12 protein-coding genes are annotated in these 13,469 nt (G+C 40.4%); all 12 read left to right on the top strand.

The genetic code is table 11. The features are described 5' to 3' along the window. Nucleotides 1–110: 110 nt before the first annotated feature. Nucleotides 111–767, top strand: a complete 657-nt coding sequence (locus I1J71_RS04025; RefSeq protein WP_195183807.1) for a COG3942 and LysM peptidoglycan-binding domain-containing protein — start codon at nt 111–113, stop codon at nt 765–767. A gap of 325 nt (nt 768–1,092) precedes the next feature. After that, entirely contained in the window at nt 1,093–2,754 is a 1,662-nt protein-coding gene (locus I1J71_RS04030) for a ribonuclease J (RefSeq protein WP_195183808.1), read from the top strand. 68 nt (nt 2,755–2,822) lie between these two features. Next, entirely contained in the window at nt 2,823–3,602 is a 780-nt protein-coding gene (locus tag I1J71_RS04035) for an alpha/beta hydrolase (protein WP_195183809.1), read from the top strand. A gap of 106 nt (nt 3,603–3,708) precedes the next feature. Next, complete coding sequence (locus I1J71_RS04040; protein WP_195183810.1) at nt 3,709–4,410, top strand: M57 family metalloprotease; 702 nt, start codon at nt 3,709–3,711, stop codon at nt 4,408–4,410. A 69-nt stretch (nt 4,411–4,479) separates the two neighbouring features. Further along, nucleotides 4,480–6,306 (top strand): excinuclease ABC subunit UvrC, encoded by a 1,827-nt coding sequence (uvrC, locus tag I1J71_RS04045; protein WP_195183811.1) that lies wholly within the window; start codon nt 4,480–4,482, stop codon nt 6,304–6,306. Nucleotides 6,307–6,374: 68 nt separating this feature from the next. After that, complete coding sequence (gene rsmH, locus I1J71_RS04050) at nt 6,375–7,325, top strand: 16S rRNA (cytosine(1402)-N(4))-methyltransferase RsmH (protein WP_195183812.1); 951 nt, start codon at nt 6,375–6,377, stop codon at nt 7,323–7,325. A 9-nt stretch (nt 7,326–7,334) separates the two neighbouring features. Continuing rightward, the gene (gene ftsL / locus I1J71_RS04055; protein WP_195183813.1) at nt 7,335–7,652 is read left to right on the top strand and encodes a cell division protein FtsL; all 318 of its coding nucleotides are present in this window, start codon (nt 7,335–7,337) and stop codon (nt 7,650–7,652) included. 3 nt (nt 7,653–7,655) lie between these two features. Beyond that, a complete protein-coding gene (pbp2X, locus tag I1J71_RS04060; protein WP_195183814.1) occupies nt 7,656–9,911 on the top strand; it encodes a penicillin-binding protein PBP2X in 2,256 nt (751 codons plus the stop codon). A gap of 1 nt (nt 9,912) precedes the next feature. Next, complete coding sequence (gene mraY / locus I1J71_RS04065; RefSeq protein ID WP_195183815.1) at nt 9,913–10,893, top strand: phospho-N-acetylmuramoyl-pentapeptide-transferase; 981 nt, start codon at nt 9,913–9,915, stop codon at nt 10,891–10,893. Nucleotides 10,894–11,024: 131 nt separating this feature from the next. Next, complete coding sequence (locus tag I1J71_RS04070; protein WP_025171302.1) at nt 11,025–11,552, top strand: FUSC family protein; 528 nt, start codon at nt 11,025–11,027, stop codon at nt 11,550–11,552. Between the two features lie 75 nt (nt 11,553–11,627). Then, nucleotides 11,628–11,984, top strand: coding sequence for a transcriptional repressor GlnR (gene glnR / locus I1J71_RS04075; protein ID WP_000659543.1), 357 nt, complete (start codon nt 11,628–11,630; stop codon nt 11,982–11,984). A gap of 35 nt (nt 11,985–12,019) precedes the next feature. After that, the gene (gene glnA / locus I1J71_RS04080) at nt 12,020–13,366 is read left to right on the top strand and encodes a type I glutamate--ammonia ligase (protein ID WP_195183816.1); all 1,347 of its coding nucleotides are present in this window, start codon (nt 12,020–12,022) and stop codon (nt 13,364–13,366) included. Nucleotides 13,367–13,469 lie beyond the last annotated feature (103 nt).

Here is a 13,469-nt window from a genome sequence, read left to right on the forward strand (position 1 = left end):
GTAACATGACTACAACATAAATCTAAAACAACTGACATGTAAATCAGGTATGATTCTCTTATCAACATAAAAATTAAAAATTATCAATAAAATTTTAGGAGAAAATTGTTATGAAAAAAACAGTTGCTAAACTGACTCTTGGTTTAACATCTACAGCTATTTTGGCTACAGTTGGTGCTCAGACTGTTAGCGCAGACTCTTACGTTGTTCAAGATGGTGATTCATTTTTTGGTATTGCTGCTGCAAGTGGTATGGATCCTTATGAGTTGGCAGCTAATAATGGAAAAAGCATTTTTGACACCATCCACCCAGGTGATGTGCTAGAAGTGAGTGGTCTAACTCAAGCTAGCTATTCATACAATGCTCCGGCTTATGAAGCAACTAGTACTGTGAATGGGTTAGCAACTGCTGATGTTGTCGTAAATACGCCGACAGACTATGGAAACTCATATCCTGTTGGTCAGTGTACATGGGGCGTGAAAGAAATGGCTCCTTGGGCTAGCAACTGGTGGGGAAATGCTAATACTTGGGCGATTTATGCTAGTGCTCAAGGTTATCGTGTAGGAGATGTTCCAGTAGTAGGTGCAATCGCCGTTTGGGACGGTGGTGAATATGGACACGTTGCTTATGTGACAGATGTACAAAGTGAAAATTCTATCCAGGTATTGGAAGCAAACTACAGACGTCAAAAACAAATTGCTAACTATCGTGGTTTCTTTAATCCACATGAATTTTTAGGTAAAGTTACTTACATTTATCCAAACTAAAGATGATTAAAAAGATTTAGAGCTTCTAAATCTTTTTTTTTATTTGCGAGTAAGCTCCTTATTACAATTTTTTGCCGAGTAGCTGCTTGTGAAGTAAGGCTCTAGGTCCGTTGGCGGACAGCGATTTCGCAAAGAGAAAACAAAGCAAGGCGATTCGGTTATCAGTGGTGAATGTTCTCTAGTTAAAATCCTATCTTCATTTTGAAAATTAGTAAAAAAATGGTATAATGAGAGGAAAAGATTCGGATAAAAGTAAATTGGACTTTTACAAAAAGAGAGTTGTGAAGGCTCTACAAACACGTTATAGTAATACTTCGGAGGGAAAATGACCAATATTAAATTAACAACTTTAGGCGGTGTTCGTGAAAACGGGAAAAACATGTACATCGCAGAAATTAACGATTCAATCTTTGTTTTAGATGCAGGTTTAAAATATCCTGAAAATGAGCAGTTGGGTGTCGATGTCGTTATTCCAAATATGGATTATCTGTTTGAAAATAGCGACCGTATTGCAGGTGTCTTTTTAACGCACGGACATGCGGATGCAATTGGAGCTCTTCCTTATCTTTTGTCAGAAGTGAAAGTTCCTGTTTTTGGTTCAGAGTTGACAATTGAGCTTGCTAAACTTTTTGTTAAAGGAAATGATAGTGCTAAAAAATTCGATGATTTCCATGTTATTGATGAAAATACAGAAATCGACTTTGGCGGTACGGAGGTTTCCTTCTTCCGCACAACTCACTCTATCCCAGAGAGTCTGGGTGTCGTTTTGAAAACATCTGAAGGAAGTATCGTTTATACAGGGGACTTCAAATTTGACCAAACGGCTAGCGAATCATATGCGACTGACTTTGGTCGTTTAGCAGAAATTGGTCGCGAAGGAGTTTTAGCTCTTCTAAGCGACTCAGCAAACGCAGACAGTAATATTCAAGTAGCCAGCGAAAGTGAAGTTGGTGATGAAATTACGCAAACCATTTCTGACTGGGATGGACGTATCATTGTAGCTGCTGTTGCAAGTAACCTTTCTCGCATTCAGCAAGTCTTTGATGCTGCTGCAGAGACAGGACGTCGTGTTGTTTTGACTGGATTTGATATTGAAAATATCGTTCGTACAGCTATTCGCTTGAAAAAATTGTCATTGGCTAACGAAAGTCTCTTGATTAAACCTAAAGATATGTCTCGTTTTGAAGACCACGAGTTAATCATCCTTGAAACCGGTCGTATGGGTGAACCAATTAATGGACTCCGTAAAATGTCCATCGGTCGTCACCGCTATGTTGAAATCAAGGATGGAGACTTGGTTTATATCGTTACAACGCCATCAATCGCTAAAGAAGCTGTTATGGCACGTGTAGAAAATATGGTCTACCAAGCAGGTGGTGTCGTTAAACCGATCACTCAAAGCTTGCGTGTATCAGGACATGGGAATGCGCGTGATCTGCAATTGATGATTAATCTTTTGCAACCTCAGTATCTCTTCCCAATCCAGGGTGAATACCGTGAGTTGGACGCTCATGCCAAGGCTGCTATGGCTGTTGGGTTGTTGCCAGAACGCATTTTTATCCCGAAAAAGGGCACAACTATGTCTTATGAACATGGGGACTTTGTCCCGTCTGGTGCAGTTGCTGCAGGTGATGTCTTGATTGACGGAAATGCCATTGGGGATGTTGGTAATGTTGTTCTTCGTGACCGTAAGGTCTTGTCAGAAGATGGTATTTTCATCGTGGCTATCACTGTTAACCGTCGCGAGAAGAAAATCATTGCCAAAGCACGAGTGCATACACGTGGCTTTGTCTACCTCAAGAAGAGTCGAGATATTCTGCGCGAAAGTACAGAGTTGGTGAACCAAACAGTTGAAGACTATCTCCAAGGGGAGGACTTTGACTGGGCTGATCTTAAAGGTAAGGTTCGTGACAATTTGGCTAAATTCCTTTTTGAACAAACGAAACGTCGTCCAGCCATTTTACCAGTAGTCATGGAAGCAAAATAAGGATTAAATAGCAAGAGAGAAAGTCGAGTTTCGGCTTTTTCTTATCTCAAACGAATAAGGAGCAAGTTATGGCAGTAATGAAGATTGAGTATTACTCAGAAGTTTTAGGTATGGAGTGGGGAGTAAATGTACTCTATCCGGATGCATCTCGGGTGACAGAGCCAAACTGTAAAGATATCCCTGTTCTTTATCTCCTTCACGGGATGTCAGGAAATCATAATAGCTGGCTCAAGCGAACCAATGTAGAACGCTTGCTACGTGGGACCAATCTGATTGTTGTCATGCCCAATACAAACAATGGTTGGTATACAGATACTCAGTATGGCTATAACTACTATACAGCTCTAGCAGAAGAACTACCTAAAGTGCTCAAACGTTTCTTCCCAAATATGACCAACAAACGTGAAAAGACTTTTATCGCTGGTCTGTCAATGGGGGGCTATGGTTCCTTCAAGTTAGCACTGTCAACTGACCGTTTCTCCCATGCAGCTAGTTTTTCTGGTGCTCTTAGTTTTGAAGAGTTTTCTCCTGAGAGTCAAGATTTAGGAACGCGTGCCTACTGGCGAGGTGTTTTTGGCAAAGTTAATGATTGGGTGAATAGCCCTTACTCACTTGAGACCCTTGCCAAAAAGTCAGACAAGGAGACCAAACTGTGGGTTTGGTGTGGCGAACAAGATTATCTCTATTCTGCCAATAATCTAGCAGTTAAAAATCTTAAGAAACTTGGTTTCGATGTGACCTACACCCATAGTGCGGGAACCCATGAGTGGTATTATTGGGAAAAGCAATTGGAACGTTTTTTGGCTACCTTGCCAATCGATTTTGTTTTGGAAGAACGCTTGTCTTAATTTTAGCTTTCTTTCAGTTTGTTATAGTAGAATAAAGAATCTATCTTTAGAATGGGAATCCATGGCTTAAAGATGGGTTCTTATTTTTTTAGAAAGGTGGGCAATTATGGGCTGGATAATTCGTGTGTTATGTCGATTTTTACTAGGGATTTTGCGTATGTTTTGGCGCCTTGTATGGACGATTATCTTCTTCATTCTCATCACTTTTGGGATTCTCTGGTATATGACAGGTAATTTACCTGCTACTTTAAATCAAGTTAGCAAAGTGGTCCAAGTCGGCCAAGCAGGTTGGGATCAATGGCAAGAAACTGGCAAGTTGCAAGGTTTATCTCAGACAGATCATCATCAAGATTCAGGAGCAAAATGGTCAAAGGCGCAAGCAACTATCTATATTGATCCTCAAATGGATGCCACTTTCCAAAAGGCCTACCTTGAAGCTATTGCTAACTGGAACCAGACAGGGGCTTTTAACTTTAAGCTTGTAACCGAACCGGATCAGGCCAATATTTTCGCTACTGAAATGAATGATGGTTCGACAGCTGTAGCAGGTGAGGCGGAGAGTCAGACAAATCTCCTAACCACACAATTCATTTCAGTGACCGTTCGCTTGAATCATTATTATTTATCCAATCCAAACTATGGCTATACCTATGATCGTATCATGCATACAGCAGAGCATGAACTAGGTCATGCGATTGGTTTGGAACACACCAATGAAGTTTCGGTTATGCAACCAGCAGGCTCCTATTATGGAATCCAAGCTCAAGATGTAAAAAAAGTTCAAGAACTATATGAGTCTGGAGAATAAGTGATTTTCTAAGGAAACAGGAGCTCTCTGATTTAAGCAATACAGGGGGCTTTTTGCTATAATGGAACTATGAATAACTTGATCAAATCAAAACTGGAGCTCTTGCCGACTAGCCCTGGTTGTTACATTCACAAAGATAAAAACGGCACTATCATTTATGTAGGAAAGGCTAAAAATCTGCGCAATCGGGTGCGGTCCTACTTCCGTGGGAGCCATGATACCAAGACAGAAGCTCTGGTGTCTGAGATTGTAGATTTTGAGTTTATTGTCACGGAGTCTAATATTGAGGCCCTTCTTTTAGAGATTAATCTCATCAAGGAAAACAAGCCTAAGTACAATATTATGCTCAAGGATGATAAGTCCTATCCTTTTATCAAAATCACCAATGAGCGCTATCCTCGCTTGATTATCACCCGTCAGGTCAAAAAAGACGGAGGTCTCTATTTTGGTCCCTATCCGGATGTGGGTGCGGCCAATGAAATCAAACGGCTATTGGATCGGATTTTCCCATTTCGCAAGTGTACCAATCCTCCTTCCAAGGTTTGTTTTTATTACCATATCGGCCAGTGTATGGCTCATACGGTTTGTCGAAAGGATGAAGCCTATTTCAAATCTATGGCGCAAGAAGTCTCTGATTTTCTCAAGGGACAAGACGATAAAATCATTGATGAACTTAAGAGTAAGATGGCTTTGGCAGCCCAAAGTATGGAGTTTGAACGTGCAGCGGAATACCGTGATTTGATTCAGGCCATTGGTACCCTTCGGACTAAGCAACGAGTCATGGCAAAAGACCTCCAAAACCGTGATGTATTTGGTTACTACGTGGATAAGGGTTGGATGTGTGTTCAGGTTTTCTTTGTCCGTCAAGGTAAACTGATTGAACGCGATGTCAATCTCTTCCCTTACTACAACGATCCAGACGAGGATTTCTTGACCTATGTGGGACAGTTTTATCAAGATAAATCTCACTTGGTTCCGAATGAGATTTTGATTCCTCAAGATATTGACGAAGAAGCTATCAAGGCTTTGGTGGATACAAAGGTTCTCAAGCCCCAGCGAGGAGAGAAAAAGCAGCTTGTTAATCTAGCCATTAAAAACGCTCGCGTTAGCTTAGAGCAGAAGTTTAATCTGTTGGAAAAATCAGTCGAAAAGACTCAGGGTGCTATTGAAAACCTTGGCCGACTTCTACAAATTCCGACCCCAGTTCGCATTGAGTCTTTTGACAACTCCAATATCATGGGGACTAGTCCAGTCTCTGCTATGGTTGTTTTTATCAACGGGAAACCAAGCAAAAAAGATTACCGCAAGTATAAAATCAAGACTGTGGTCGGACCAGATGACTATGCAAGTATGCGAGAGGTTATTCGTAGACGTTATGGACGGGTCCAGCGTGACGGTTTGACACCGCCAGATCTAATAGTCATCGATGGTGGTCAGGGACAGGTTAACATTGCTAAGCAAGTTATCCAAGACGAGTTAGGCTTAGATATTCCCATCGCTGGGCTACAAAAAAATGACAAGCACCAAACCCATGAATTACTTTTTGGAGATCCGCTTGAGGTGGTAGAGTTGTCTCGCAATTCTCAGGAATTTTTCCTCTTGCAACGCATTCAGGATGAGGTACACCGCTTTGCCATTACATTCCACCGTCAACTCCGTTCGAAAAATTCCTTCTCCTCTCAATTGGATGGAATTGAAGGCTTAGGTCCCAAACGCAAGCAGAATTTGATGAAATATTTCAAATCTCTGACAAAAATCAAGGAAGCTAGCGTGGACGAGATTGTTGCAGTTGGTATACCAAGAGCAGTGGCAGTGGCAGTTCATCAACACTTGAATAGAGAAGTAGACTCAGCGCTAGCTCAAGTAGCTGAGAAACCTCTTGAATACAAGAAATAAAGTAGCAATGGAATGTTTTGGCTTTAGTGGGTGCAAGCTAGTCGGATTTGTGGTAAAATAGATAAGATATGACAAAAGAATTTCATCATGTAACGGTCATGCTCCATGAGACCATTGATATGCTAGATGTAAAACCTGATGGTATTTACGTTGATGCGACCTTGGGAGGAGCAGGACACAGCGAGTATTTATTAAGTAAGTTAAGCGACAAAGGGCATCTCTATGCCTTTGACCAAGACCAGAATGCCATTGATAATGCGCAAAAACGTTTGGCTCCCTATATCGAAAAGGGAATGGTCACCTTCATCAAGGATAATTTCCGTCATTTGAAGGACCGCTTACATGACTTAAGTGTGACTGAAATTGATGGAATTTGTTATGATTTAGGTGTGTCAAGCCCGCAGTTGGATCAGCGTGAACGTGGTTTTTCCTATAAGAAGGATGCACCGCTGGATATGCGCATGAATCAGGAAGCTAGTTTGACCGCTTATGAAGTCGTTAATCACTACGACTACCATGATTTGGTAAGAATCTTTTTCAAATATGGAGAAGACAAGTTTTCCAAACAGATAGCTCGAAAAATTGAACAGGCGCGTGAACAGAAACCGATTGAGACTACGACAGAATTGGCAGAGATTATTAAATCTGCCAAACCGGCAAAAGAACTCAAGAAAAAAGGTCACCCAGCCAAACAAATTTTCCAAGCTATCCGTATAGAGGTCAATGATGAGTTGGGTGCTGCAGATGAATCAATCCAGCAGGCGATTGAACTTCTAGCTCTTGATGGAAGAATTTCAGTCATCACATTTCATTCGCTGGAAGATCGCTTGACTAAGCAGTTATTTAAGGAAGCTTCTACAGTTGAAGTTCCTAAAGGACTACCTTTCATCCCAGACGATCTCAAGCCAAAGATGGAATTGGTATCTCGGAAACCGATTTTACCAAGTAAGGAAGAATTGGAAGCCAATAATCGTTCCCACTCAGCCAAGCTACGAGTGGCAAGAAAAATTCACAAGTAAGAGGAAACCATGGTAGAAAACAGAGGAACAACGAGCCAATTGCTACAAGCTCGTATAAAAAAATTTTCACGTGTTGAAAAGGCCTTTTACCTTTCAATTGCCATCACAGCCCTTGTCTTAGCGATCAGTGTAGTCTATATGCAGACAAAACTTTTTCAGGTTCAGAGTGATTTGACAAGAGTCAATGCACAAATCGAGGAAAAAAAGACAGAGTTGGATGATGCTAAACAAGAAGTTAATGAATTGATCCGATCAGAACGTTTGACCGAAATTGCAAATTCACAAGACTTGCAATTGAATAATGAAAATATCCGATCGGCGGAGTAGTAAATGAAAAACTGGAAAGAACGAATCATACGCTTTGTCATTAAGAATCGTAAATCTCCAATGGAAAACCGCAGATTAGTAGGAAAGAATTTGAGCCTATTGGCTGTCTTTCTATTTGCTGTTTTTTTGGTTAATTTTGCGGTGATTATTGGTACGGGGAAGAAGTTTGGCGTTGACTTGGTCAAAGAAGCAAGTAAGGTTCACCAAACAACTCTGACAGTTCCTGCTAAGAGGGGGACCATTTATGATCGTAATGGAACGCCGATTGCAGAGGATGCAACTTCCTATAATGTTTATGCAGTTATTGATAAGGACTATAAATCAGCTAATGGAGATGTTCTATATGTAGAGGAGTCTCAGTACAATAAGGTAGCCGAAATTTTCCATAAGTACTTGGATATGGAGGAGACTTACGTCAAAGACCAACTCTCTCAACCAAATCTCAAACAGGTTTCTTTTGGTGCTAAAGGGAATGGGATTACCTATGCCAATATGATGTCCATTAAACAGGACTTAGAATCTGCTAAGGTTGAGGGTATTAATTTTACGACTAGTCCAAATCGAAGTTATCCAAATGGGAAATTTGCATCATCCTTTATTGGTTTAGCACAGTTACATGAAAATGAGGATGGTTCAAAGAGTCTCATTGGGACGTCTGGTGTCGAAAGTTCCTTGAATAGCTTGTTAGCGGGAACAGATGGTATCATTACCTATGAAAAAGATCGTTTAGGTAATATTGTTCCAGGTACGGAACAAGTTACCCAACAAACGGTAAATGGGAAAGATGTTTATACAACCCTATCCAGTCCTTTGCAGTCCTTTATGGAAAGTCAAATGGATGCCTTCCAAGAAAAACTAAAAGGCAAGTACATGACTGCGACCTTGGTTAGTGCCAAGACAGGGGAGATTTTGGCAACGACTCAGAGACCAACTTTTGATGCGGATACAAAAGAAGGTATTACTGAGGATTTTGTTTGGCGAGACCTTTTATATCAGAGCAATTACGAACCTGGTTCAACCATGAAGGTCATGACCTTAGCTGCTGCTATTGACAATAAAACCTTTAATGGAGGAGAATATTTCAATAGTAGCGAATTAAAAATAGCGGATGCAACTATTAAGGACTGGGATGTGAATGATGGCTTATCAGCTGGAAGTATAATGACTTACTCACAAGGGTTTGCTCACTCAAGTAATGTGGGTATGACCTTGCTCCAACAAAAGATGGGGGATGCTACTTGGTTGGATTATCTCAATCGCTTTAAGTTTGGGGTGCCGACGCGTTTTGGTCTGACTGATGAGTATTCAGGTCAATTGCCTGCAGATAATATTGTCGATATTGCCATGAGTGCATTTGGTCAGGGGATTTCTGTAACGCAGACCCAGATGCTACGTGCTTTTACAGCCATTGCGAATGACGGAGTTATGTTAGAACCAAAGTTTATTAGCGCCCTTTATGATCCAAATGATCAGTCAGTTCGGAAGTCGCAAAAAGAAGTTGTGGGTAATCCTGTTTCTAAAGAAACGGCTAGTTTGACTAGGGAAAACATGATTTTGGTTGGTACAGACCCTATTTATGGGACCATGTATAATCGTAATGATAATAAACCAGTAATTACTGTTCCTGGTCAGAATGTTTCTGTCAAATCTGGAACAGCTCAAATTGCCGATGAGCAAAACGGAGGATATTTAGTTGGGAAAACCAATTATATCTTTTCTGTAGTAACCATGCATCCTTCTGAAAATCCTGATTTTATTCTTTACGTAACAGTTCAACAGCCAGAACACTTTTCTACACCTTGGTTTGGAGAATTTGCTAATCCTATTCTTGAACGAGCTTCTGCCATGAAAGAATCTCTTAATCTTCAGTCTACAGCTAAAAATCTGGATCAAGTTACAACAACAACTAGTTATGCAATGCCAGCGACCAAGGACTATAGTCCGGGAGATATGGCAGAGGAACTGAGACGCAATCTTGTTCAACCAATCGTTATCGGTTCAGGAACAAAAATCAAGGACAGTTCAGTGGCAGAAGGAACAAATCTAGACGCTAATGAGCAAATCTTACTCCTTTCAGACAAGGTAGAAGAGATGCCTGACTTATATGGCTGGTCTAAGAAAAATGTTGAAACCTTTGCCAAATGGTTGAATCTTGAAGTTGAATTTGAAGGTACAGGAGAAATTGTTAAAAAACAAAGTGTTCGTTCTAATACAGCTTTAAAAAATATACAGAAAATAAAAATAACTTTAGGAGATTAGAATGCTAGTTTCTATCTTTCCTGGAATCCTTACTTTTGTTCTTACAGTGGTAGGAATTCCAGCTTTTATCCGTTTTTACCGTAAAGCACAGATTACTGGTCAACAGATGCATGAGGATGTTAAACAACACCAGGCAAAAGCTGGGACGCCGACAATGGGAGGGATTGTCTTCCTCGTAACAAGCGTTTTAGTTAGTTTAGTTCTTGCACTTTTAACTAATCAACTAACCAACAATGTTGGAATGATCCTCTTTATTCTCGTTTTGTATGGTTTGGTTGGCTTCTTAGATGATTTCCTCAAGGTTTTCCGTAAAATCAATGAAGGGCTCAATCCTAAACAAAAGCTCTTGCTTCAATTAGTAGGAGGAGTTATCTTCTATCTCTTTTATGAAAGAGGAGGGGATGTCTTAAATGTATTTGGATATCCATTGCACCTAGGCGTTCTTTACATTTTCTTTGCTCTCTTCTGGTTAGTTGGTTTTTCAAATGCTGTTAACTTGACTGACGGAATTGATGGCTTGGCAAGTATCTCAGTGGTGATTAGTCTGTCTGCCTATGGAGTTATTGCTTATGTACAAAACCAATTGGATATCTTGCTAGTCATTATCGCCATGATTGGTGGTCTTCTCGGTTTCTTTGTCTATAACCATAAGCCTGCTAAAGTTTTTATGGGAGATGTGGGAAGTCTTGCTCTTGGAGGAATGTTGGCAGCTATTTCTATGGCGCTGCACCAAGAATGGACGCTACTCCTGATTGGTATAGTGTATGTTTTTGAAACAACATCTGTCATGATGCAAGTTGCTTACTTTAAGTTGACTGGAGGAAAACGTATCTTCCGGATGACACCAGTTCATCACCATTTTGAGTTGGGTGGATTTTCAGGTAAAGGTCAGCCTTGGAGTGAGTGGAAAGTCGATTTCTTCTTCTGGGGAGTGGGCTTGCTTGCTAGTCTCGTCACCTTGGCTTTCATGTATTTATTCTAAAATAGAATATTGGAATATAAAAGAGAAGGATTTATACCCTTCTCTTTTTAGTTCCTATTTTCTTCAATTGAGGAATCCCTTTCTCAAAAAAGTAAAATTATGATAAAATGGAAAAAAAGAAAGATGAAATGATGAGTTATTTTAAAAAGTATAGATTTGATAAAAGCAAGTTTAAGTTAGGGATGCGTACCTTTAAAACAGGAATCGCTGTTTTTTTGGTCCTCATGATTTTTGGTTTTTTTGGATGGAAGGGACTTCAGATTGGAGCTCTTACAGCCGTTTTTAGTTTGAGAGAAGACTTTGATAAGAGTGTCCACTTTGGGACATCACGTATTTTAGGGAATAGCATCGGTGGTTTTTATGCCCTGATTTTCTTTCTCTTAAATAATCTTTTTCATGGCGCCTTCTGGGTAACTCTCCTTGTTGTTCCAATTTGTACCATGTTAACCATTATGACAAATGTTGCTATGAACAATAAAGCAGGTGTTATCGGTGGAGTTGCGGCTATGTTGATTATTACCTTATCAATTCCAAACGGTGAGACAGTTTTGTACGTGTTTGCTCGAGTTTTTGAAACCTTTATGGGTGTTTTTGTAGCAATTCTTGTAAATTACGATATTGATCGTTTACGGAGCATTTTACTGAAAAAAACAAAATAATGTCACAAGATATAACATTATTGATTGACGATTGAATTTTTTTAGACTATAATAGACAGAAAGAAGGAAGTGTACATGAAGGAAAAAGAATTTCGTCGCAATATGGCAGTTTTTCCTATTGGTAGTGTTATGAAGCTGACCGATCTTTCGGCGCGCCAAATTCGTTACTATGAAGACCAGGAATTGATTAAACCTGATCGCAACGAAGGTAATCGCCGTATGTATTCTTTGAATGATATGGATCGATTGCTTGAGATTAAAGATTATATCTCTGAAGGTCTGAACATTGCTGCCATCAAGAAAAAATATGCTGAACGTGAGGCGAAGTCTAAAAAACCAGTGAGTCAAACTGAAGTGCGTAGAGCGCTTCGGAATGAAGTTCTCCAGCAAAGTCGCTTCGCTTCTCAACAATCGCCTTTTGGTCGCGGTTAGGCAACCGCTAGTCGTCATATATAAGGAGAAAAACCATGCCAATCACAGCTGCAGATATTCGTCGTGAAGTTAAGGAAAAAAATGTAACCTTTATCCGTCTCATGTTTTCAGATATTTTGGGAACTATGAAAAACGTCGAAATTCCTGCTACAGATGAACAACTAGACAAGGTCTTGTCAAATAAGGCTATGTTTGATGGATCTTCTATTGAAGGGTTTGTTCGTATCAACGAATCAGATATGTACCTCTACCCTGACTTGGACACTTGGACAGTCTTTCCTTGGGGAGATGAGAACGGTAGTGTCGCAGGATTGATCTGTGATGTCTATACAACAGAAGGGGAACCATTTGCGGGAGACCCTCGTGGAAACCTCAAACGTGCTCTTCGTCACATGGAAGAAGTTGGATTCAAATCTTTCAACCTTGGACCAGAGCCAGAATTCTTCCTATTTAAGCTTGATGAAAATGGAGACCCAACTCTTGAGGTAAATGACAAGGGTGGTTACTTTGATTTGGCACCTACTGACCTTGCTGACAACACTCGTCGTGAGATTGTGAATGTCTTGACCAAAATGGGATTTGAAGTTGAAGCAAGTCACCACGAAGTTGCTGTAGGTCAACATGAGATTGACTTTAAGTACGATGAAGTTCTTCGTGCTTGTGATAAGATTCAAATCTTTAAACTCGTTGTAAAAACAATTGCGCGTAAACATGGTCTCTATGCAACCTTTATGGCTAAACCAAAATTTGGTATCGCTGGTTCAGGTATGCACTGCAATATGTCTTTGTTTGATGCTGAGGGAAATAATGCCTTCTTTGATCCAAATGATCCAAAAGGAATGCAGTTATCAGAAACTGCTTACTACTTCCTTGGTGGTTTGATCAAACATGCCTACAACTATACAGCTATCATGAACCCAACCGTTAACTCATACAAACGTTTGGTTCCAGGCTACGAAGCCCCTGTTTACATCGCTTGGGCTGGCCGTAACCGTTCACCGCTTGTCCGTGTACCAGCTTCACGCGGAATGGGAACACGTTTGGAGTTGCGCTCGGTGGACCCAATGGCAAATCCATATATCGCAATGGCTGTTCTTTTGGAAGTTGGTTTGCACGGTATTGAAAACAAAATCGAAGCACCAGCGCCAATCGAAGAAAATATCTACATCATGACTGCTGAAGAGCGTAAAGAGGCTGGCATTACTGACCTTCCATCAACTCTTCACAATGCTTTGAAAGCTTTGACAGAAGACGAAGTGGTTAAAGCAGCTCTAGGTGAGCACATCTACACTAGCTTCCTTGAAGCTAAACGAATCGAATGGGCAAGCTATGCAACTTTTGTCTCACAATGGGAAATTGATAACTACCTAGATCTTTACTAATGATAAATCAAAAAGATTGTCCGTGAGGACGATCTTTTTTTCTTGCATTTTATATCGAGGTGTGATATATTTTATGTAACGAAGTGCGATATATCGAACTGAA

This window comes from Streptococcus infantis, assembly GCF_015546995.1.
Taxonomy (GTDB): domain Bacteria; phylum Bacillota; class Bacilli; order Lactobacillales; family Streptococcaceae; genus Streptococcus; species Streptococcus infantis_J.